This window comes from Cupriavidus sp. 8B, from assembly GCF_054589115.1.
Genome location: NZ_BAAILO010000236.1, coordinates 15458 through 35331 on the forward strand (window position 1 = coordinate 15458; position 19874 = coordinate 35331).

Consider the following 19874-nt stretch of genomic DNA (forward strand, 5'->3'; position numbering starts at 1 on the left):
ATCGCAGTCCGGGCCGTTGGTGATCCACATCTTTGTGCCATTGAGCACGTAGTGGTCGCCCTTGAAGTCCGCGCGCAGCTTCATGCTCACCACGTCGGAGCCGGCATTGGGCTCGCTCATGGCCAGCGCGCCGATCCAGTCGCCGGAGACCAGCTTGGGCAGGTATTTCGCCTTCTGCGAAGCGGTGCCGTTGCGGTGGATCTGGTTCACGCACAGGTTGGAGTGCGCGCCGTACGACAGGCCGACCGAGGCCGAGGCGCGGCTGATCTCTTCCATGGCGATCATGTGGGCCAGGTAGCCCATATTGGCGCCGCCGTACTCCTCTGCCACCGTGATGCCGAGCACGCCGAGGTCGCCCATCTTCTTCCAGGCGTCCATCGGGAACTGGTCGGTGCGGTCGATCTCTGCCGCGCGCGGGGCCAGTTCGGCCTGCGCCCAGTTGCGCACGGTGTCGCGCAGCATCTCGATGTCTTCGCCCAAGTCGAACTTCAGGCCTGGCAGGTCGGTCATGGCGGTCTCCTGGTGGAATCGGTCTTCTTGTCTTCTTGTTTTGTAGTTGGCGCTCAGACGTGGCCCAGCGTGCGCACCACGCACAGGGTCATCAGCATGGTGGCCACCGCCTTGCGCACGCCGTCGGTTTCGCTATACACGTCGCCCTGCGCCACGATCAGGGTGCGGCCGGGCTTGAGCACGCGGCCCACCGCCACCAGCCGCTCGCCCTGGGCGGGTGAGAGCAGGTTGATCTTGTATTCGGCGGTCAGCCCGGCCTCCCCGTCCCCCACCATCGACAGCGCGGCGTAGCCGCAGGCGCTGTCGGCCAGCGCGCCCACGGCGCCGCCGTGGAAGAAACCGTGCTGCTGGGTCACGCCCTCGGACCATGGCATGGCGATCTCCACCTCGCCGCGCGTAACCCGCGTCAGCGCCGCGCCGAAGGTGGTCATCAGGCCCTGGCGGGAGAAGCTGGTGGCAATGGCATCCGCGCGCTCGGCGGACAAAGGCGTGGCATCGACAGCTTGGGGCATGGGCTTTCCTCGATTGAGAAACTATTCTATTTACGTTTACGTAAACGTCAATCAAATCCGATACCGAAACCGGATTAATGGTCTATCAGGCGCTTTTTTCCGCCACCGACGGTGATGCTTCGCACGCATGCGTCGCCAGCAACGCCCGGCACTGCCGCTCGTGCTGGTCGATCTCGGCTAGCTGCGCCTGCAGGTCCTCGAGCTGGCGCTCCAGCGTGCCGCGGTGATGCGCCAGCGCGTGCAGGAAGCGCTCCAGTTGCGGCGCGGTGTCGCGCGGCGACTCGTACAGGTCGAGGATCTCGCGGATTTCGTTGAGTGTCAGCCCGAGACGCTTGCCCCGCACCGTGAGCTTCAGGCGCGTGCGCTCGCGCCCGTTATAGACGCGCTTGCGCCCGGTCGGCCCTTCGCGCTCCGGCGACAGCAAGCCTTGGTCCTCGTAGAAACGGATCGCACGCGGCGTCACGTCGAACTCGCGGGCGAGATCGGTGATGGTGTAGGTTGGCGTGGCTGGCGAGTCTGGCATGATGGCCCGGTAAAAAAGTGAACGGTCGTTCGGTATGGAATGAAGTTTTCGCTTAATATTGAAAAAGCCCGCCCCAATTGACGTTAACGTTAGCGTCAAGCAAAGCCGATGGCAACCTTGACGTGCAACAGTGACATGCAACCGTGACGTGCAAGCCGCCATCTTGCGACGGCTACCGTGACAACGAGAAAGCCCGCCTGCGCCCGGCACCGCGCGCACAGGGCTTCAGACCCCGAGAGACTCTTCATGAACGCACTCGAACACCAACTCCAATACCCGTTTGGCGAAACCCTGCCTGAAGGCGGCGCGCGGCAGCAAGTGGCCCCCGGCGTCTACTGGCTGCGCATGCCGCTGCCCTTCGCGCTGGACCATATCAACCTGTGGCTGGTGCGCGACCGCCTCGAAGGCCGCGACGGCTGGACCATCATCGATTGCGGCGTCACCAACGACACCATCAAGGCGCACTGGGAGACCGTGTTCGCCAACGAGCTCGATGGCCTGCCCGTGCTGCGCGTGCTGGCCACCCACTGCCACCCCGACCACATCGGGCTGGCGCACTGGCTGTGCAAGCGCTGGGACGCCCGCCTGTGGATGAGCCTGGGCGACTACATGAACGCCCGCGTGATGGGTGGCGGCAGCGGCGTCGGCTCCAACGCCGGCGGCGACTTCGCGGCCAGCCACTTCGCCCGCCACGGCCTGACGGACCCTGACAGCCTGGAAAAACTGCGCGCGCGCAAGAGCTACTACCCGTCGCTGGTGCCGGACCTGCCTACCCAGTACCGCCGCATGATGGACGGCGACATCGTGCATATCGGCACCGACCCGGCCAAGTCGGGCTGGCGAGTGATCACTGGCTTCGGGCACGCGCCCGAGCACGTCGCCCTCTACAACGCCGCCTTGAATGTGCTGATTTCCGGCGACATGGTGCTCCCGCGCATCTCCACCAATGTCAGCGTGTTCGACATGGAGCCGGAAGCCAATCCGCTCAAGCTATACCTGGATTCCCTGGGCAAGTACGAGCCGCTGCCGGAAGACGTGCTGATCCTGCCGTCGCACGGCCGGCCGTTCCGGAACCTGCATATCCGCATCGAGCAGTTGCGCCAGCACCATGTGGAGCGGCTTGCCGAGACGCGGGCGGCCTGCGTGGAGAAGGCCTGCAATGCGCATGACATTGTCGGGGTGATTTTCAACCGGCAGTTTGATATTCACCAGATGACGTTTGCGATGGGCGAGGCGCTGGCGCATTTGCATGTGTTGTGGCATGCGGGGGAAGTCAGGCGGGAGATTGGGGGGGATGGGATTGTGAGGTTTAGGGTTTAGTGGTGGCCATTGGGGTTTAACTGCGACTGCAACTGCAACTGCAACTGCAACTGCAAAATCAGCTTCAAATTCAACGGCTTAAGGTCAAATGCAACTGCAGTTTCACCTCCCCTAAACTCCCTCCGCATACCGCGCCAAATACCCCACCCCCTCCACAGCCCGACTCCCATACCAAGAAACCATCTCCCCATCAATCAGCAAAACCTCCTTGCCAATCTGCCGCTCCAGCGCATCCACATGCGCCTCGGTAAATCGATAAGGCTCGCTGGACAGCAAAACCAGGTCGATCTCCCGCACCAGCGCATCGCTCCACCGGAAGCTCGGATACCGCGTCTGCGGCGTATTGGGCCGGCTGCAATCGCCGTCGACACAGGCCTGCGGCATGGCGTCGGCCGAAGGCCACGTCTGCCAGTTCACCAGCGCCAGCATCTGGCTGATATAGGTATCGCGCGACACCGTCATCCACGGATCCTGCCAGATCGCATACAGTACCTTGCGCGCGGGCCACTGGCGGGAACGCACCTGCGCCAGCTCCACTTCCAGCGCCTTGCAGAGCGCCTCAGCCTGGGCAAGGCGGCCGAAGATGCCGCCCAGCAGCCGATAGAGCGCCAGGTTGTCCTCGGGCGCGCACGGGTGGGTGACGATCACATGCGGCACAAACGCACGGATCTCATCCACCGTCTCGCGCCGGTTCTCGTCGATGTTGACCACCACATGCGTGGGCGCCAGCGCCCGCAGGCGCTCGAGCTTGACGTCCTTGGTGCCACCCACCTTGGCAACGGCACGCACGGCAGGCTCGGGATGGATGCAAAAGCCGGTGCGCGCCACCATCAGCGGCCCCAGCCCCAGCGCAAACAGCAGTTCGGTAACGGACGGCACCAGCGAGGCAATGCGCACCTCGCCCGTGGCCGGGCGGTGCAGGACACCGACTGCGTCCTGCCAGCTCATGGCTGCTTGTCCTGCGCGCGCGGCTTGCGCGGCGCGCGGGAGAAGATCGCGTCGTAGAGCCAGCGCGGCATCAGGTGCAGGATGGACGCGACCAGGCCCATCTGCCATGGCACCACGGCAAAGCGGCGCCCTGCGGCAATAGCACGCACCGCCTTGCGGGCGAACACGTCGGCGTCCATCAGGAAGGGCATGCGATAGGGATTGTGCTCGGTCATCGGCGTGCGGATGTAGCCGGGCGCGATGGTGACCACGCGGATGCGCTCGCGGCGCTGTTCCAGGCGCAGGCTTTCGAGCAGCTTGATCACGGCGGACTTGGAGGCGCTGTAGGCGCCCCCGCCCGGCAGGCCGCGCACGCCGGCCACGCTGGCGATGCCGACCAGCGTGCCGCGCCAGCCGCCGGCGCCGGGTTCCCGCCCGCGCATGGGCTGCATGAAGGGCTGGAAGGTGGTGAGCACGCCGAACCAGTTGGTGTCCATCACCATGCGGAAGGCTTCGAGATCCTCGCGCTCGCTGGCGACGGTGCCAACCGATACGCCGGCATTGGCGATTACCACATCGGGGCAACCAAAATGATCCAGGAAGTCTTGGGCGGCGCGCTGCATGGCATCGGCATCGCGCACATCCGCGGCATAAACGCGCACCGCATTGGGATTGGGCAGGGTGCGGGCGAATTCACGCAGCACCTCTTCACGCCGGCCAACCAGGCCGAGGATGGCGCCCTGCGAGGCGTACTCGCGCGCCAGGGCCTGGCCGAGTCCGCTCGACGCGCCGGTAAGGAAGACTTTCTGTGCTCGCATCGGGAGGGTCCAGGGGTAAGCGCAACATGGTTCATGCCGACCGACCCGCCCTGGCGCGCGCCGGACGCCGCGACGCCACGCCGGCGCCGGCGGTGCCGGACGACCGCTGGTGGCCGTCAGCCGGCTCGCGCGTGGCGAGCCGAAAGGCTGGCGGCCGCAGCCCGGGAATTACATCTTCTTGTCGCGCACCTGGCCGACCACGTAATCCATGGTCTGGATGGCCGTGCCCTTGGTGCCGGCGATGGACGGCGAGGTCACGTACTTGCCCTGCACCACAATGGTCGGCACGCCGTCGACCTTGTAGGCGTCGGCGATCTTGTTGGCGCGCTGCGAGTTGGTGGTCACCGAGAACGAGTTGTAGGCGTCGAGGAAGGCCTTGCGGTCGATGCCGTTCTTGGCCATGAAGTCGGCGATCTCGTTCGGGTCCAGCATGCGCTTGCGGTCGACGTGGATGGCGTTGAAGACCTTGGTGTGCATGGCGTCCAGCTTGCCGATGGCTTCCAGCGCGTAGAAGATCTTGGTGTGCGGCAGCAGGTCGTCGCGGAAGGCAACCGGCACGCGCTTGAACACCACGTCCTTGCCTTGCTTGCCGACCCAGGCTTCCAGCTCGGGCTCGAAGTCAAAGCAGTGCGGGCAGCCGTACCAGAAGAACTCGGTGACTTCGATCTTGCCCGGCGAGACGGGCTGCGGCGCTTTCAGGACCTGGTATTCCTTGCCCGAGGTGGGCGCGGCTGCCTGGGCGGGCGCGGTCATCAGGAAACCGGTCACAGCGACCAGCGTGGCAAACAAGGTGGCGAGTTTCTTCATGTGGCGCGGCTTTCGAGAATGGGCAATGAGCGTATGACAGCGGCGGGGTGATCCGGTTCAGCGGATCGCCCCGGGTTACCGTTACTGCTTGTTACTGCTTGGTAAAGCGAATGACCGAAGCTTCGAAGCCCGACGCCTGCAACCGGTCGCGCGAACGGTTCATGTCGTCGATCTTGTTGAACGGCCCCAGGCGCACGCGATAGAGCTTGACGCCGTTGACGTCGCGCTCGGTCACCTTGGCTTCGAACCCCTGCATGGCCAGGTTGGCCTTCTGGCGGTCGGCGTCGTCCTGCGAGCGGAAAGCGCCTACCTGCAGCAGGTAGCCCACCTTGTTGGCATCGGCCTGGGCGATCTCGGCGATCGGGTCGGCGACGGGCTTCTCGGCCGGCTTTTCTGCAGGCTTCTCGGCAGGCTTCTGCGCCGGCTTTTCGGCAGGCTTTTCCGCGGGCTTGTCCACGGGTCTTTCAGCGGGCTTCTCGGCGGGCTTCTCGGCGGGGCGTTCCGCGGGCCGGTTGACGGCCACCGGCGGCTGGCGCTCGGGCGGCTTCACCGTGGTCGGCGCCGGGCCGGCGGGCTGCTCCGGCTCGGCGGCGGGCCCGACGGGCTTGGCCGGCGTCTTGCTCCACAGCGGCTTGTTGGGATCGCTTGGCGCTTCCTGCGCCGGAGCGGGCAGGTTGCTGACCACATTGCCGGGCTCGGCCGGCTTCTGTGCGCCCTTTTGCTGGAATGGCGCCGGCGACTTGGTGATGTACAGGGCGACCACTACCGCGATCGCCAGGCCGACGATCAGGCCCAGCACCAGTCCCAGGAACGTACCTCCGCGCTGCGGGGCGCGGCTGGCATTGCGCGGGGTGCGCTTGCGTTGCTGTTGCATGAATTCCTCTAGCGTGATGGCGCGATTATAGAGCCTGCGCCGATCCCGGCATCACTGTCTGTGGTCAGGGCGATACGGATAAGGCGCGCCATGCCGGGGGCTTGCCCCGGCATGGCGCCGGCATGGCTTACATGCGCTGCGGCGCCGAGACGCCGATGACCGCCAGCCCGTTGCGCAGCACCTGGCGGGTGGCGGCCAGCATCGCCAGGCGAGCCAGCTTGACCGCCTCGTCATCCACCAGCACGCGATCGGAGTTGTAGAAGGCGTGGAAATCGCCCGCCAGGTCCCGCAGGTAAAAGGCGACCGCATGCGGCGCCAGCTCACCCGCCGCCGCCGCCAGCATATCCGGGAAATCGGCCAGGCGCTGGCCCAGCGCGAGCGCCTGCGGGGTGGCGTCGGCGCCGGTTACGGGCGCCAGGTCGGTGCCGGCCAGGGCAGGCAGCCTGGCCTCCCAGTCCGCGCCGCCCCAGGATTCGAAGATCGAGCAGATGCGGGCATGGGCGTACTGCACGTAATACACCGGGTTCTCGTCGTTCTGCTTGAGGGCCAGGTCGACGTCGAAGATGAATTCGGTGTCGGCCTTGCGCGACAGCAGGAAAAAGCGCACCGCGTCGCGCCCGCGGGTGAAGTGCTCGGGCCAGTCGGCCACGCCGGCTTCCAGGCAGCCGCGGATGGTCTCGCCGCCTTCCGCGCCGTTGCTCCACTCGATCAGGTCGCGCACGGTCACGTAGGAACCGGCGCGCTTGGAGATCTTGACCTCCTCGCCGTTCTTCATGACAGTGACCATCTTGTGCAGGATGTAGTCGGGGTAGCCTTTGGGGATGCCGATGTCCAGCCCCTGCAGGCCGGCGCGCACGCGGGCAATGGTGCCGTGGTGGTCGCTGCCCTGCACGTTGATGACCTTGGCGAAGCCGCGCTCCCACTTGCTGGTGTGGTAGGCCACGTCCGGCACGAAATACGTGTAAGTGCCGTCGGTCTTGCGCATGACGCGGTCCTTGTCGTCGCCGTCGTCGGTGGTGCGCAGCCACAGGGCGCCTTCGTTCTCGTAGGTCTTGCCCTTGGCCACCAGCGACTGCACGGCGGCCTCGACGCGGCCGTCGCTGTACAGCGAGGACTCCAGGTAGTAGTGGTCGAACTTGACGCCGAAGGCGCGCAGGTCGATGTCCTGCTCGTTGCGCAGGTAGGCCACGGCAAACTTGCGGATCGATTCGATGTCTTCGACGTTGCCGGAGGCCGTCACGGCGTCGCCGTCGGAGGCGCGCACGGTCTTGCCGGCCAGGAAGTCGGCGGCGATGTCGGCGATGTAGTCGCCGTTGTAGGCCGACTCCGGCCAGGCGGCGTCGCCCGGCTTGAAGCCGCGGGCGCGTGCCTGCACCGATACGGCCAGGTTCTGGATCTGCACGCCAGCGTCGTTGTAGTAGAACTCGCGATGCACGGCAAAGCCCTGCCAGTCCAGCAGGTTGGCCAGCGCGTCGCCCAGTGCCGCCTGGCGGCCGTGGCCGACGTGCAGCGGGCCGGTCGGGTTGGCGGAGACGAACTCGACCAGCACCTTGCCGTGCACGCCGCTGTCCTTGGCGCCGTAGCGGTTGCCCTGCTCCAGCACCGCGCGCAGCACGTCGGCCTTGGCGGCCGGCGTCAGGCGCAGGTTGATAAAGCCGGGGCCGGCGATTTCCAGGCTGGCCACCAGCCCGGCGGTACGCGCGTCGGCCTTGACCGCGTCGACGATCTGCTGGGCCAGCTCCCGCGGGTTGCGCTTGAGCGCGCGGGCAACCTGCATGGCGAGGTTGCAGGCCAGGTCGCCGTGGGCGGCGACCTTCGGACGCTCGAAGACGGCGTCGGGCAGGGCGGCGTCGGCCGGAGCGATTGCGCGCACCGCGTCATTGAACGCAGCGGCAAGATTGGTGGTCTGAACTGGCAGCATGGATGTCGTGGCCCTGAGGCGGTTGTCTGGTGCCGTAGCGGCGGTTCTGCCGCGGCGGCACCGTCACGGGCGGCATGTGGAGGCCGCGCCGCGTGGCAGGCAATGAATTGCAGAACGCGGAATTTTATCAGGTGCTATGCTGACATCATGCAGCAAGCCCAAAACCGGCTGTTGCGAGTCCTTTGCCCGATCCCGGGACAAGCCGCGCGGCCATGGTTTTCGCCCATGTACTTCGCTGTACGCCAAGGAAAGGAAATATCATGCTGATCACCTTCAAATCCCACGCGTCGCAAGACCTCATCATGATGAGAGACCTTGCCGTGACGCTCCTGGGGATTATCGGCAAGCACCTGGGAGAGCGCGGGGTGATCACCATCGAGGAACTGCCCCGCTGCATCCATATACTGGAAGCCGCTGTGACGGACGCCAAGAAGGTGCACCCGGCCGTATCGTCGGTCCACCCCGGCAAGAATGACGACGACATCGAGGAAGAGCCCCTGCACCTGGGCCAGCGCGCCTACCCCTTCCTCGACATGCTGCGCGCTTCCCAGCGCGAGAACACCGAGGTGATGTGGGGGGTGTAGGCAGCGCGCCGCATCCCTGTAGATAGACAACAAGGTGGCCGGCGCCAGCCGGCGGCCTTGCCCGCCCTTCCACTAGCCCTTCCGCTCACCCTTCCGCTCGCCGCTCTTCGGCCAGCTTCCCGCCCCGCCTGGTTTCCATTCTCCTGCTTGCCAGCGCTTCCGGAAAAAAATGGCCCGGCCGATGATTCGGGCCGGGCATGCCGGATCAGGGAGGGGATCCGGAACGGGGAAGAATTGTGTTGTGGGGTGCGACCCACGTGGCGAGTGCGGCGCATGCAGCACTGCCAGCCCGGCTGGCGCCGTAGCGCTAGCCCTTGTCCAGCATGTCCGCGAGCTCGTCGGCGTGTTCTTCCTCGACCGCCAGGATCTCCTCCAGCATGCGGCGGGTGGTCGGGTCGCGCTCTCCCAGGTACTGCACCATCTCGCGGTAGCTCTCGATGGCGATCCGCTCGGCCACCAGGTTTTCCTTGATCATGTCGGTCAGCGATCCGGCCTCGACGTACTCGGCATGGCTGCGCGAGGTCAGGGTGTCCGGCGAGAAGTCCGGTGCCCCGCCCAGTTGCACGATGCGCGCCGCAATGCGGTCGGCGTGCCCCTGTTCGTCGTCGGAGTGCACCTTGAACTCGGCCGCGACGGGTTCCGCGTGGATCCCCTTGGCCATGAAGAAGTGGCGCCGATAGCGCAGCACGCAAACCAGCTCGGTGGCCAGGGCTTCATTGAGCAGCTTCAGCACGGTGGTCCGGTCCGCGTCGTAGTCATGGGTGACGGCACCGTCCTCAATGTGCTTGCGGGCGCGTTCGCGCAGCGTCTTGACGTCCGACAGGAAGCCCCCGCTTGCGCCTTTCTCATTCTGGGCCTGCTGATCCTTGCCCTTGCCGCCAACGGGCTTCTCTGGCTTCTCTTTCACGGGGGTGTCCATGGCAGTCATGCTCCTGTGGATTCGGGGATGGACTCTGACGGGCCTGCTGCCCTATTCAATCGGGCCGGGCGCAATGGCTCAGTCAGTCGTTGCCGCTGCGCCCATTGGCCGCCAGCGCCAACAGCAAGCCGAGCAAAGCGCCTACCGCCGCCGCGATACCGATCGCCTTCAACGGCGACGCCACCACGCGTTGCTGCACGCCGTCCACTGCGTGGTCGACACGCTCGCGGGCGCGGGCCTTGAGTTGGTCGGCCAGGGCGCGTGAGCGGTCCTGCAGCCGGCGTCCGGCCTGCACTGCCTCGGACGAGCCTTCGCGCCCCAGCACTTCCATCGTTTGCTCGAGCTGGGCGATCAGCGCCCTGACCTCGCCGGCCACGGGCCTGGCGGCTTCGCGGGCGGCGCCGCGCGCATCGCGCGCCGCATGCCGGATCTGGCGCACCGTGCTTTCGGCACTGTCAGCCAGGTGACTCACTTCTTTTCGGATCTTCGGATTGTTGGTCAGCATCGCTTATCTCCGTTTCGTCTGATGACGCGCTGTGATTCGGTTCATGCTGTCTGTCAGGATGCCGGGACAGCATGGGCAGTGCGGGGCGGCGGCCCTGCCGACCGCCGCCCTGCCCGCCCGCGGCTTTCGCTGCCATCGCGCAAGCCGCGCCTGACACCCCTGCCTGACACCCCCTAACGCCTGACCAGGCTGATCACAAACGTCACCAGCGCAACCACCAGGAAGATGAAGAACAGGATCTTGGCGATCTCGACCGCCCCTGCCGCGATGCCCCCAAAACCGAATACCGCGGCGATCAGGGCGATGACAAAAAATACGAGTGCGTAGTGCAACATGGTGATGGCTCCCTAAGTGGATGGGGCTGCGGCGCCAGGTGGCACGCGCTTGGCAAGTGACAGCGGCTGGCGATTGCTATTCGCTATTTCACCGCCTTGAACACGGTCACGCCCAGGACAAGGAACAGCACGAACAGCACCAGGAAGATGAAGAACAGGATCTTGGCAATGCCGGCCGCACCGGCAGCAATGCCTGTGAACCCCAGCAAGCCGGCGACCACGGAGACCACTGCAAAGATCAGCGCCCATTTCAGCATTGACGTTCTCCCTCGTTCTTCCCGAGCTGGCTTGACGCAGGGTGCGCAAGCTCATGGAACCATGGTAGAAATCAGACCTCCCTGCAGACACCGCAGCCGCACCGATTCGCTTGTCAGCCGATTCCTACAGCCCAAGCGCTGGCGCGGCCTCGCGGGCAGCACCACGGAGGCGGCGGGTTGACCGTGGGCCGTCGATGTGCTTCCATCGACGCAGGCAGGTGCAGGCCAGGCGCGGCGGCGCGGGAACGCCGCGCCGGCCAAGCGCCCGATATCGGGAAACGAACATGTTCAAGCAGTCACTGTTGCGCTCGACCTTGCTACTGGCGGGCGGCATCGTGCTTACCGTGGTGGTGCTGATCGCCTCCGAGGCGGGCAACATTCGCTTGCGCCAGGGCTATACGCAAGTCATCCAGTCGCAGCAGGTACAGGGCCAGATCACCTCCCTGCTTGGCGAGCTGGTCAATGCCGAAGCCGGCCAGCGCGGCTTCCTGCTGACCGGCAAGGAAAACTACCTCCAACCGTATTACCAGGCTGTGCCGCGCATCAATGCGCTGATGAGCGCGCTGCGTAACCGCTACGCGGACGACCCGGAGGCGCTCAAGCTGTTCACCGAGGCTTCCACCGCCGTCAACCGCAAGCTGACCGAGATGGACCTGACGCTGATCTACGGCAAGCGCGACGTGGAGGTCGCGCTCGACCTGGTGCGCACGGACTTCGGCAAGCAGACCATGGACAACGCGCGGCGCGGGCTGGAAGCCTTGCTCCAGCGCGAGGCGGCATTGGTGCCGCAAAGCCTGGAGTACGCCGACCGCGATCTCGCGCTGTCGCGCTACGGCATCGGCCTGCTGACCGCCATCAATATCGTGCTGCTGATCGTGGTGGGCTTGCAGCATTCGCGCCGCATGGCGGTATCGGAAGCCGCGCGCAGCGAGCTGGAAGAAGAAAGTGCGCGCCTGGATAACATGGTGCGCTCGCGCACGCGCCAGCTATCGGCGCTGGCATCCCACCTGCAGCGCGTGACCGAGGACGAGAAGACGCGGCTGGCGCGCGAGCTGCACGACGAGCTGGGCGCCATCCTGACCGCCACCAAGCTCGATATGCACTGGGTGCGCCGCCGCATCCAGGACACGCACCCGGATGTGGCGGAAAAGCTCACCCGCGTGATGCTGCATGTGGACCAGGGGATCCAGATCAAGCGGCGCCTGATCGAGGACCTGCGGCCCACCGTGCTGCTCAACCTGGGCCTGAAGGAAGCCATCGGCCAGTTGGTGGAGGAAGTCGCCGCGCGCAACCGGTGGGAGGCGGATGTGCAGCTGGCAGAGGCGGTGCCGCCGCTGCGCGACGACGCGGCCATCGCCCTTTACCGCATCGTGCAGGAGTCGCTCACCAACGCCAGCAAGTACGCCGAAGCGCAGCGCGTGTCCATCAAGCTCGATTGCGCCGACGGCGTGCTCTCGCTGGCAATCAGCGACAACGGGCGCGGGCTGCCGGCGGATTTCGAATTGCGGCGCTCGGTGGGACACCATGGCCTGCTGGGCATGGAGCAGCGCATGATCGCGCTGGGCGGCACGCTGGAGCTCCAATCGGAGCGCGGCGCCGGCGTAACCATCCGGGTAGTGGTGCCGCTCACCGATGCCATCGTGGCGCCGCCGCGCGATGATGAGGACGGGCTGGACGGGCTGGGTGACCCCGGCGGGCAGCCGCAGGACGAGCCCACCAGCACGCCGCCGGCCAACTAAGCAATGAAAATGGAAAAGGGGCTCCGCGGAGCCCCTTTTCCATTCCTCTTGTCCGGCTGCCATGCACACGGCACGCCGGTTGGTACCTTACATCTTCTGCTTGGTGCTCTCGGCGGCGCCTTGCACCTTCTCGCCGCCCTTCTCGATGTCCTTGCCGGCACCGGCCATCGTGTTGCAACCGGTCACCAGGACCACACCTGCCAGGGCACACAGCGCCATCAGCTTTCTCATGATTCTCTCCTTGCTCTAGGTTGACGCGGCATGGCCGCGATTGGAACGGCTGGTACTACTGATACGGGTCTATACGTATTCGAAGTATTCGAAGCATTTGACGTACTCGATACGTACTCGATACGCACTCAATACGGATTCAGCCCCCTGCCTGCGCGTACTCCTCGATCACCCGGAACACCTGCTCGAGCTCGAGCGACTTGTCAAAGAAATAGTCCGCGCCGGCCTCGGCACACTGCCGCCGGTATGTAGGCACCTGGGCATGATTGGTGTACACGATGCGGATGCCCGACACCTTGGTCTTCTGCAAGGCGCGCAGTACATTGATTCCGTTGCCTTGCCGCAACTGCAGGTCGACGATGACGACCTCGTACTTGCCCGCCTCGTAGAGGCGCAGCGCCGAGCTTTCGGTATCCGCCCAATCCACGACTTCGATAAACGGAAAAGCGTTCAGGTATTCAAGCAACATACCCCGCAGTACCGCTGAGTCCTCGATTAGCAGGACCCGCAGCGCGCGATACGAAGGGGCCGCAGCTTGATCCAACATGATTCCATGGTAGCAACAGAGTATAGGGACGGACTATCGGCGTCCGTCCTACAGCAGCGTCAGGCAAACGCGGCAGAATGCCTGGTAATGCGCTTTGCCTTGGCTGCGCCTACTCCACCAGGCCGTTCTTGATCGCGTAGTAGGTCAGGTCGGCATTGGTCTTCATGCCCATCTTTTCCAGGATGCGCGAGCGATAGGTGCTGACCGTCTTGACGCTCAGGAACAACTCCTCGGCAATTACCGAGACCGACTGCCCGCGCGAGAGCTTGCAGAATATCTGGAACTCGCGCTTGGACAAGGTCTGGTGCAGCGGCTGGTCGGTGGGCTTATCCAGCCCGCCGATGAGCAGGTCCGCCACGGTTGCGCTGACATAGCGCCGGCCCTGGGCCACGGTGCGGATGGCCTTGACGAGATCGTCCGGTGCGCTTTCCTTGGTCAGGTAGCCGGAAGCGCCCGCGCGGATCAGGTTGATGGCGTACTGCTCTTCCGGGTAGGTGGAGAGGATCAGCACCGGCAGGTCGGGATGGCGCTGGCGCAGCAGCTTGAGCACGTCGATGCCGTTGCGGTCGGGCATCGAGATATCGAGCACCACCACATCGAACTCGAGCTCGCGCAGCCGCGTCATGACTTCGTCGCCGCTGGCAGCTTCCCCTTCCACCCGGATATCCGGCTCGTCGGCAATGAACTGGCGCAGACCGGCGCGCACGATCTGGTGATCGTCGGCGATCAAAACGCGAATCATGGAATTCTCCCCTGGGCATGGATGCCCCAGCTCTCAGGAGCGGCCGGGCTAATGCATTGTAGTGCTTACAATGCGGCGCGAATGTCGGTGTAAGACTGACACGCTCCCGGATGGCGGCGCCAATGAAAAAGGGACGGGGGTGAACCCGTCCCTGCTGAAAAAACCATGGGCTTCGCTTCAGGTGGCTCCCGGCTAAGCCACCCCTACCCCGGCCCTCTCCCCCTGAGGGGAGAGGGTGAGACAGCCGTCGTCGTAGCACGCAGGTTTGGCCTGTTCGGCGGCTTCGGCAAATGCCTCAGGATTGTCAGCGCTTCGGCTTACTGGAGCTTGGTCGACGTGCCGGCACCGGCTTCTGCACTGGTGTCGGTCGAAGCCTCGCCCTTCTTGCTCTTGGCGTGGCTGCTGTGCTTCTTGGTCTTGGCGGTCGACTTGGCTTGCGTAGCAGCGTCGGCATCGGCGCCCACCTTGGCGTCCACGCCCTTGTCGGCGCTGGCCGAGACGCCCAGGCCAACGTTGGCACCTGCGCCGGCCGCTGCACCCTTGTCTGCGGGCGCGCTGACCGCGGGCGCCGCGATGGCGCCGGTGGCGCCAGCCTTCGCATCAACGCCGGTGCCTTGCGCCATGGCCAGCGAGGAAGCGGCAGCGATCGAGAGAGCGGAAAGGGAGATCAGCAGTTTGTTCATGGAGAGGCTCCTTGCAGTTTGCGCCGCGGCGAAACATTCGCTGCGGTGTTCACTTGAAGTGAGCCTTCAGTCTATGGATGCGGACCCGCGCGGTCTGTTAGGAGATGTAATGCCTTGTAAGGAGTGGTGAAGAACGCCCGACGCCACATGGACGCGCCCGGAGGAGCTTTTCCCTGCTTACCCAATGGCTTGCGGCGGTGCAGCGGCGAAAACCGCCACGGCCGCCGACGCACGCGGTTACAGGTTAGGCGCGAGCGCCCGCTCCAGCACGCTGCGCTCTTCGCCGCGGCGCGCCACCATGTCGTCGAGCTGGTCCTGCCCGATCTTGCCCACCGAGAAATAGGTGGACTCCGGATGCGCCAGGTAGAAGCCGCTCACCGATGCGGCCGGCGTCATCGCCAGCGAGTCGGTGATGCCCATGCCGATCTCGGCGGCATTGAGGTACTCGAACATCGGCGCCTTGACCGTATGCTCCGGGCAGGCGGGATAGCCCGGCGCCGGACGGATGCCGCGATAGGTCTCGGCGATCAGTTGCTCGTTGGTCAGCACCTCGCCGGCGTCGTAGCCCCACAGGTCCTTGCGCACGCGCTCGTGCAGGCATTCGGCGAAGGCTTCGGCCAGGCGGTCGGCCAGCGACTTCAGCATGATGGCGCTGTAGTCGTCGTGGTCGGCCTCGAACTGGGCCTCCTTCTTGTCCACGCCGATGCCGGCGGTGACGGCGAACACGCCGATGTAGTCGGCGATGCCGCTGTCCTTGGGCGCGACGAAGTCCGCGAGGCAGCGGTTGGGGCGCATCACGCCATCGATCACCGGGCGCTCGCTTTGCTGGCGCAGGTTGTGCCAGGTCAGCGCGACCTGGCTACGGGTCTCGTCGGTGTAGATCTCGATGTCGTCGTCGTTGACGGCGTTGGCCGGCAGCAGGGCCAGCACGCCGTTGGCCGTCAGCCAGCGGCCCTGGATCAGGCGCGACAGCATGGCCTTGCCGTCGGAGAACACGCGGCGGGCGGATTCGCCGACGATCTCGTCATTGAGGATGTCGGGGAATTTGCCGGCCAGGTCCCAGGTCTGGAAGAACGGCGCCCAGTCGATGTAGTTGGCGAGCTCCGTCAGGTCGTAGTTGCGGAAGATGCGCCGGCCGATGAATTTCGGCTTGGGCGGCACGTAGGCTCTCCAGTCCACCGGCGTCTTGTTGGCGCGGGCCTTCGCCAGCGACACCATCGGCGTGGCTTTCTTGTGGGCGTGCTGGTGGCGGATGCGTTCGTAGTCGGTCTTCAACTCGTCCAGGTACTTGGCGGCGCCATCGTCGGACAGCAGGCTGGATGCCACGCTGACCGAGCGCGAGGCGTCCGGCACGTAGACCACCGGGCCTTCGTAGTGCGGCGCGATCTTGACCGCGGTGTGCACGCGCGAGGTGGTGGCGCCGCCGATGAGCAGCGGGATCTTCTTGATGCGGAAGTAGTCGTCGCGCTGCATCTCGGAGGCGACGTAGGCCATTTCCTCGAGCGACGGCGTGATCAGCCCGGACAGGCCGACGATGTCCGCGCCCTCGACCTTGGCGCGCGCCAGGATCTCGTTGCACGGGACCATCACGCCCATGTTGACCACTTCGAAGTTATTGCACTGGAGCACCACCGAGACGATGTTCTTGCCGATGTCGTGCACGTCGCCCTTGACGGTGGCGATGACGATCTTGCCGCGTGCCTTGACGTCGCCGCCGGCCTCGGCCAGCAGGCGCTTTTCCTCTTCGATGTAGGGCAGCAGGTGGGCCACGGCCTGCTTCATCACGCGGGCGCTCTTGACCACCTGCGGCAGGAACATCTTGCCGGCGCCGAACAGGTCGCCCACGATGTTCATGCCGTCCATCAGCGGGCCTTCGATCACCTCGATCGTGCGGCCGCCGCGCGCTTCCACCTGCTGGCGCACTTCCTCGGTGTCTTCCACGATGAAGGTGGTCAGGCCATGTACCAGCGCGTGCGACAGGCGGTCGGCCACCGGCACCGGGTTCTCCGGTGTGCCGCGCCACAGCAGGTTTTCTTCGCGCTTCGCGCCGCCGCCCTTGTAGCGGTCGGCGATCTCCAGCAGGCGGTCGGTGCTGTCCTCGCGGCGATTGAGCACCACGTCCTCCACGCGCTCGCGCAGCTCGGCGTCGAGCTGGTCGTACACGCCGAGCTGGCCGGCGTTGACGATGCCCATGTCCATGCCCGCCTTGATGGCGTGGTACAGGAACACGGTGTGGATGGCCTCGCGCACCGCATCGTTGCCGCGAAACGAGAACGACACGTTGGACACGCCGCCGCTGACCTTGGCGTACGGCAGGTTCTGCTTGATCCAGGCGGTGGCTTCGATGAAGTCCACCGCATAGTTGTTGTGCTCCTCGATGCCGGTCGCAACAGCGAAGATGTTCGGGTCGAAGATGATGTCTTCGGGCGGGAAGCCGACTTCATTGACCAGGATGTCGTAGCTGCGCTTGCAGATCTCGGTCTTGCGGGCAAAGGTGTCGGCCTGGCCCTTCTCGTCGAAGGCCATCACCACGGAAGCGGCGCCGTAGCGGCGGATCAGCTCGGCGTGATGACGGAATTGTTCCTCGCCTTCCTTGAGCGAGATCGAGTTGACCACGGGCTTGCCCTGCACGCACTTCAGGCCGGCCTCGATCACGTCCCACTTGGACGAGTCCAGCATGATGGGCACGCGCGCGATATCGGGCTCGGAGGCGATCAGGTTGAGGAACCTCACCATGGCCGCCTTGGAGTCCAGCATGGCCTCGTCCATGTTGATGTCGATGATCTGAGCGCCGTTCTCGACCTGCTGGCGGGCTACCACCAGCGCCTCGTCGAACTGGCCGTTCAGGATCATGCGGGCGAAGGCCTTGGAGCCGGTGACGTTGGTGCGCTCGCCGACGTTGACGAAGAGCGTGTCTTCGTCGATGGTGAAAGGCTCGAGGCCGGACAGGCGCATCGGACGCGGCGGCAGGGTATCGTTGGTCATGGCTTGATCTTGTTCTGTGGGCTCGCGATGCATGTTCAGGCGGCGTCGCGGTACTGGCCGGGCCAGGTGCGCGGCTTCTTGCTGGCCACGCGCTCGGCGATGGCGGCGATGTGCTCGGGCGTGGTGCCGCAGCAGCCGCCCACCAGGTTGACCAGGCCGGACGCGGCGAACTCTTCCACCAGCGACGACGTGACCTCCGGGGTTTCGTCGAAGCCGGTATCGCTCATCGGGTTGGGCAGGCCGGCGTTCGGGTAGCACGACACGGCGGCGTCGCAGATCTTGGCCAGTTCGGCGATGTAGGGGCGCATCAGCGTGGCGCCGAGCGCGCAGTTCAGGCCGAAGGTGATCGGGCGGGCGTGGCGCAGGCTGTTCCAGAAGGCTTCCACCGTCTGGCCGGAGAGAATGCGGCCGGAGGCATCGGTGACCGTGCCGGAGATCATCACGGGCAGGCGCTCGCCGGTGTCCTCGAACAGCTGGTCGATGGCGAACAGCGCGGCCTTGGCGTTGAGCGTGTCGAAGATGGTTTCCACCAGGAACACGTCGGCGCCGCCTTCCAGCAAGCCCTTGCCTTGCTCGTAGTACGAATGGCGCAACTCTTCGAAGGTCACGTTGCGCGCGCCCGGGTCGTTCACATCCGGCGAGATGCTGGCGGTCTTGGGCGTGGGGCCGAAGGCGCCGGCCACGAAGCGCGGCTTGTCGGGCGTGCTGTACTTGTCGCACGCTTCGCGCGCCAGCCGGGCGGCGACCACGTTCATCTCGTACGCGAGGTCCGCCATCTTGTAGTCTTCCTGGGCCACGCCCGTCGCGCCAAACGTGTTGGTCTCGATCAGGTCGGCGCCGGCGGCCAGGTACTGCTCGTGGATCTCGCTGATGACCTGCGGGCGGCTCAGCAGCAGCAGCTCGTTATTGCCCTTGACGTCGACATGGTGGCCGGCGAAACGCTCGCCGCGGTAATCCGCCTCGGTCAGCTTGTAGCGCTGGATCATGGTGCCCATGGCACCGTCCAGGATCAGGATGCGCTCGCGCAACAGGGCCGGCAGGTTGGCCGCCCGGGTGTAGGGGCGCGCGGGAGGAAGCGAGGCGGAACGTGGGGCGGCGCTCATGTGGGGCTCGACAGCAAGAGAAAAGACTGCGATTTTATCAGTTGCATCAATGGTTTGCGGAATAACGGCAACAGCCCGCCAGTGCAGCCAACGGCGCTCGCGGGTTGCAGCGCGGCACCACCCGGCCCTACACTGGGGCACATGCCCCTACATTCCCATTAACGGAAAGCCTTGCCATGCAACACCTCAGCCCCGGCGACGCGCAAACGCTCCTCAGCGAGTCGCCCGACGCGCTCTTCATCGATTGCCGCAGCGAAATGGAGTACCTCTTCGTTGGGCACCCCAAGGGAGCGCATAACGTGCCCTGGAACGATGGCCCGGACTGGGAGGTGAACCCGCATTTCGTGCAGTCGGTGAAAAAGCTCGCGGGCCAGGCCTCGGCGCGACCGGTGCTGCTGATCTGCCGCAGCGGCAACCGCTCGACGGCCGCCGCGCGGGCCCTGGAGGGTGCCGGGTTCTCTACCGTCTACAACGTGCTGCATGGCTTCGAGGGCGACCTCGACGCCGAACGCCACCGCAACACGCTCAACGGCTGGCGCCATGCCGGGCTGCCCTGGGAACAGTATTGAATGGCTGGGAAGTGGCCGGGAACGGATCCTGAAAGCAAGAAGCCCGCGCAGTGCGCGGGCTTCTTGCTATTTTCTCTATGGCTTGGCTTGCCGGCCCGTCGCACGACGGAAAGCCGGCAAAGGCAACCGCGGAGCCTAGTGCATCACTAGCGGGTGAATCATCACTGTATCGAACTTGCCAAGGAAATCATCCACCTCTTCCACCGACGGCTCGCTTTCGATCAGACGCGCCACGTCCGCGCGAAAGCTCTCGGCCATCTGGCCACCGAGGAAAATCTCGCGTTTCAGGTTCTTGTCCACGATTTCATAGCCGCCAGAGGCAAGAGGCGCATGCTCGACATCCGCACCAAACTCGACAATGCAGTAATTGTCGCTGTTGTAGATCATTTGCATGGCATACCTCCTGGCTGTCATGGGTCAAGCGGCGGGCGACTGATTATTTCGATAACCGGCACACTGGCCG

Annotated in this window: 23 protein-coding genes; 4 read left to right on the top strand and 19 right to left on the bottom strand. The window is 65.3% G+C overall.

All coding sequences use genetic code 11. The features are described 5' to 3' along the window. The 3 genes from ACYP5B_RS22560 to ACYP5B_RS22570 all read right to left on the bottom strand — a co-directional run. Positions 1–510: acyl-CoA dehydrogenase family protein (locus ACYP5B_RS22560; RefSeq protein ID WP_459571153.1), on the bottom strand; the 510-nt coding region annotated here is incomplete at its 3' end. A gap of 53 nt (positions 511–563) precedes the next feature. Next, positions 564–1022: a PaaI family thioesterase gene (locus ACYP5B_RS22565; protein ID WP_267605179.1), complete on the bottom strand. Its 459-nt coding sequence runs from the start codon at positions 1020–1022 to the stop codon at positions 564–566. Positions 1023–1107: 85 nt separating this feature from the next. Further along, positions 1108–1545: a MerR family transcriptional regulator gene (locus tag ACYP5B_RS22570; protein ID WP_459571154.1), complete on the bottom strand. Its 438-nt coding sequence runs from the start codon at positions 1543–1545 to the stop codon at positions 1108–1110. 246 nt (positions 1546–1791) lie between these two features. Here ACYP5B_RS22570 and ACYP5B_RS22575 point away from each other — a divergent pair, with 246 nt between their 5' ends. Beyond that, the gene (locus ACYP5B_RS22575; RefSeq protein WP_318233948.1) at positions 1792–2865 is read left to right on the top strand and encodes an MBL fold metallo-hydrolase; all 1074 of its coding nucleotides are present in this window, start codon (positions 1792–1794) and stop codon (positions 2863–2865) included. Between the two features lie 111 nt (positions 2866–2976). Here the strand turns inward: ACYP5B_RS22575 and ACYP5B_RS22580 are convergent, their stop codons facing one another. The 5 genes from ACYP5B_RS22580 to argS all read right to left on the bottom strand — a co-directional run bounded on the left by ACYP5B_RS22580 (position 2977) and on the right by argS (position 8212). Then, positions 2977–3813 carry a helical backbone metal receptor gene (locus ACYP5B_RS22580; protein WP_459571155.1) on the bottom strand — a complete coding sequence of 279 codons (837 nt, stop codon included), beginning with the start codon at positions 3811–3813 and terminating at the stop codon, positions 2977–2979. After that, on the bottom strand, positions 3810–4610 hold the full coding sequence (locus ACYP5B_RS22585) for an SDR family oxidoreductase (RefSeq protein ID WP_459571156.1): 801 nt from the start codon (positions 4608–4610) through the stop codon (positions 3810–3812). The genes ACYP5B_RS22580 and ACYP5B_RS22585 overlap by 4 nt, the downstream gene beginning before the upstream one ends. 168 nt (positions 4611–4778) lie before the next feature. Further along, positions 4779–5417, bottom strand: a complete 639-nt coding sequence (locus tag ACYP5B_RS22590; RefSeq protein ID WP_267605171.1) for a thiol:disulfide interchange protein DsbA/DsbL — start codon at positions 5415–5417, stop codon at positions 4779–4781. A gap of 91 nt (positions 5418–5508) precedes the next feature. After that, the gene (locus ACYP5B_RS22595; RefSeq protein ID WP_400102143.1) at positions 5509–6291 is read right to left on the bottom strand and encodes an SPOR domain-containing protein; all 783 of its coding nucleotides are present in this window, start codon (positions 6289–6291) and stop codon (positions 5509–5511) included. Between the two features lie 127 nt (positions 6292–6418). After that, on the bottom strand, positions 6419–8212 hold the full coding sequence (gene argS, locus ACYP5B_RS22600) for an arginine--tRNA ligase (protein WP_459571157.1): 1794 nt from the start codon (positions 8210–8212) through the stop codon (positions 6419–6421). Positions 8213–8472: 260 nt separating this feature from the next. Between argS and ACYP5B_RS22605 the strand changes: the two genes are divergently transcribed. Further along, a complete protein-coding gene (locus ACYP5B_RS22605; protein WP_318237123.1) occupies positions 8473–8796 on the top strand; it encodes a DUF1840 domain-containing protein in 324 nt (107 codons plus the stop codon). A 307-nt stretch (positions 8797–9103) separates the two neighbouring features. Here the strand turns inward: ACYP5B_RS22605 and ACYP5B_RS22610 are convergent, their stop codons facing one another. From ACYP5B_RS22610 to ACYP5B_RS22625, 4 genes are all read right to left on the bottom strand, one after another. Continuing rightward, a complete protein-coding gene (locus tag ACYP5B_RS22610; protein ID WP_459571158.1) occupies positions 9104–9715 on the bottom strand; it encodes a ferritin-like domain-containing protein in 612 nt (203 codons plus the stop codon). A gap of 82 nt (positions 9716–9797) precedes the next feature. Beyond that, on the bottom strand, positions 9798–10220 hold the full coding sequence (locus tag ACYP5B_RS22615) for a glycine zipper domain-containing protein (protein ID WP_400102140.1): 423 nt from the start codon (positions 10218–10220) through the stop codon (positions 9798–9800). A gap of 173 nt (positions 10221–10393) precedes the next feature. After that, positions 10394–10555: a DUF1328 domain-containing protein gene (locus ACYP5B_RS22620; protein WP_150992526.1), complete on the bottom strand. Its 162-nt coding sequence runs from the start codon at positions 10553–10555 to the stop codon at positions 10394–10396. Positions 10556–10638: 83 nt separating this feature from the next. Continuing rightward, positions 10639–10812 carry a DUF1328 family protein gene (locus tag ACYP5B_RS22625; RefSeq protein WP_035859073.1) on the bottom strand — a complete coding sequence of 58 codons (174 nt, stop codon included), beginning with the start codon at positions 10810–10812 and terminating at the stop codon, positions 10639–10641. Positions 10813–11096: 284 nt separating this feature from the next. Between ACYP5B_RS22625 and ACYP5B_RS22630 the strand changes: the two genes are divergently transcribed. Continuing rightward, positions 11097–12551, top strand: coding sequence for a CHASE3 domain-containing protein (locus ACYP5B_RS22630; RefSeq protein WP_459571159.1), 1455 nt, complete (start codon positions 11097–11099; stop codon positions 12549–12551). An 87-nt stretch (positions 12552–12638) separates the two neighbouring features. On the opposite strand, the gene ACYP5B_RS22635 is transcribed toward ACYP5B_RS22630, so the two are convergent. The 6 genes from ACYP5B_RS22635 to ACYP5B_RS22660 all read right to left on the bottom strand — a co-directional run bounded on the left by ACYP5B_RS22635 (position 12639) and on the right by ACYP5B_RS22660 (position 18842). Continuing rightward, a complete protein-coding gene (locus ACYP5B_RS22635; RefSeq protein ID WP_035859076.1) occupies positions 12639–12782 on the bottom strand; it encodes an entericidin A/B family lipoprotein in 144 nt (47 codons plus the stop codon). Positions 12783–12921: 139 nt separating this feature from the next. Continuing rightward, positions 12922–13329: a response regulator gene (locus ACYP5B_RS22640; protein WP_318237120.1), complete on the bottom strand. Its 408-nt coding sequence runs from the start codon at positions 13327–13329 to the stop codon at positions 12922–12924. A 109-nt stretch (positions 13330–13438) separates the two neighbouring features. Further along, positions 13439–14071, bottom strand: a complete 633-nt coding sequence (locus ACYP5B_RS22645; protein WP_459571160.1) for a response regulator — start codon at positions 14069–14071, stop codon at positions 13439–13441. A gap of 317 nt (positions 14072–14388) precedes the next feature. Further along, the gene (locus ACYP5B_RS22650) at positions 14389–14754 is read right to left on the bottom strand and encodes a hypothetical protein (protein ID WP_400102138.1); all 366 of its coding nucleotides are present in this window, start codon (positions 14752–14754) and stop codon (positions 14389–14391) included. A 237-nt stretch (positions 14755–14991) separates the two neighbouring features. Further along, positions 14992–17739, bottom strand: a complete 2748-nt coding sequence (gene metH / locus ACYP5B_RS22655) for a methionine synthase (RefSeq protein WP_459571161.1) — start codon at positions 17737–17739, stop codon at positions 14992–14994. Positions 17740–17774: 35 nt separating this feature from the next. Next, on the bottom strand, positions 17775–18842 hold the full coding sequence (locus ACYP5B_RS22660) for a homocysteine S-methyltransferase family protein (RefSeq protein WP_174428352.1): 1068 nt from the start codon (positions 18840–18842) through the stop codon (positions 17775–17777). A 176-nt stretch (positions 18843–19018) separates the two neighbouring features. Between ACYP5B_RS22660 and ACYP5B_RS22665 the strand changes: the two genes are divergently transcribed. Beyond that, entirely contained in the window at positions 19019–19411 is a 393-nt protein-coding gene (locus ACYP5B_RS22665) for a rhodanese-like domain-containing protein (RefSeq protein ID WP_006161304.1), read from the top strand. 135 nt (positions 19412–19546) lie between these two features. On the opposite strand, the gene ACYP5B_RS22670 is transcribed toward ACYP5B_RS22665, so the two are convergent. Continuing rightward, the gene (locus ACYP5B_RS22670) at positions 19547–19804 is read right to left on the bottom strand and encodes a BTH_I0359 family protein (RefSeq protein WP_267605084.1); all 258 of its coding nucleotides are present in this window, start codon (positions 19802–19804) and stop codon (positions 19547–19549) included. Between the last annotated feature and the right edge of the window lie 70 nt (positions 19805–19874).

Bases quoted from the DNA above. Each gene is read 5' to 3' on its own strand.
- ACYP5B_RS22565 (WP_267605179.1), bottom strand. From the start codon at position 1,022: ATGCCCCAAGCTGTCGATGCCACGCCTTTGTCCGCCGAGCGCGCGGAT.
- ACYP5B_RS22670 (WP_267605084.1), bottom strand. From the start codon at position 19,804: ATGCAAATGATCTACAACAGCGACAATTACTGCATTGTCGAGTTTGGT.
- ACYP5B_RS22650 (WP_400102138.1), bottom strand. From the start codon at position 14,754: ATGAACAAACTGCTGATCTCCCTTTCCGCTCTCTCGATCGCTGCCGCT.
- ACYP5B_RS22615 (WP_400102140.1), bottom strand. From the start codon at position 10,220: ATGCTGACCAACAATCCGAAGATCCGAAAAGAAGTGAGTCACCTGGCT.
- ACYP5B_RS22640 (WP_318237120.1), bottom strand. From the start codon at position 13,329: ATGTTGGATCAAGCTGCGGCCCCTTCGTATCGCGCGCTGCGGGTCCTG.
- argS (WP_459571157.1), bottom strand. From the start codon at position 8,212: ATGCTGCCAGTTCAGACCACCAATCTTGCCGCTGCGTTCAATGACGCG.
- ACYP5B_RS22630 (WP_459571159.1), top strand. From the start codon at position 11,097: ATGTTCAAGCAGTCACTGTTGCGCTCGACCTTGCTACTGGCGGGCGGC.
- ACYP5B_RS22585 (WP_459571156.1), bottom strand. From the start codon at position 4,610: ATGCGAGCACAGAAAGTCTTCCTTACCGGCGCGTCGAGCGGACTCGGC.
- ACYP5B_RS22575 (WP_318233948.1), top strand. From the start codon at position 1,792: ATGAACGCACTCGAACACCAACTCCAATACCCGTTTGGCGAAACCCTG.
- metH (WP_459571161.1), bottom strand. From the start codon at position 17,739: ATGACCAACGATACCCTGCCGCCGCGTCCGATGCGCCTGTCCGGCCTC.
- ACYP5B_RS22635 (WP_035859076.1), bottom strand. From the start codon at position 12,782: ATGAGAAAGCTGATGGCGCTGTGTGCCCTGGCAGGTGTGGTCCTGGTG.
- ACYP5B_RS22595 (WP_400102143.1), bottom strand. From the start codon at position 6,291: ATGCAACAGCAACGCAAGCGCACCCCGCGCAATGCCAGCCGCGCCCCG.
- ACYP5B_RS22620 (WP_150992526.1), bottom strand. From the start codon at position 10,555: ATGTTGCACTACGCACTCGTATTTTTTGTCATCGCCCTGATCGCCGCG.
- ACYP5B_RS22645 (WP_459571160.1), bottom strand. From the start codon at position 14,071: ATGATTCGCGTTTTGATCGCCGACGATCACCAGATCGTGCGCGCCGGT.
- ACYP5B_RS22590 (WP_267605171.1), bottom strand. From the start codon at position 5,417: ATGAAGAAACTCGCCACCTTGTTTGCCACGCTGGTCGCTGTGACCGGT.
- ACYP5B_RS22570 (WP_459571154.1), bottom strand. From the start codon at position 1,545: ATGCCAGACTCGCCAGCCACGCCAACCTACACCATCACCGATCTCGCC.
- ACYP5B_RS22660 (WP_174428352.1), bottom strand. From the start codon at position 18,842: ATGAGCGCCGCCCCACGTTCCGCCTCGCTTCCTCCCGCGCGCCCCTAC.
- ACYP5B_RS22605 (WP_318237123.1), top strand. From the start codon at position 8,473: ATGCTGATCACCTTCAAATCCCACGCGTCGCAAGACCTCATCATGATG.
- ACYP5B_RS22625 (WP_035859073.1), bottom strand. From the start codon at position 10,812: ATGCTGAAATGGGCGCTGATCTTTGCAGTGGTCTCCGTGGTCGCCGGC.
- ACYP5B_RS22610 (WP_459571158.1), bottom strand. From the start codon at position 9,715: ATGGACACCCCCGTGAAAGAGAAGCCAGAGAAGCCCGTTGGCGGCAAG.
- ACYP5B_RS22665 (WP_006161304.1), top strand. From the start codon at position 19,019: ATGCAACACCTCAGCCCCGGCGACGCGCAAACGCTCCTCAGCGAGTCG.
- ACYP5B_RS22580 (WP_459571155.1), bottom strand. From the start codon at position 3,813: ATGAGCTGGCAGGACGCAGTCGGTGTCCTGCACCGCCCGGCCACGGGC.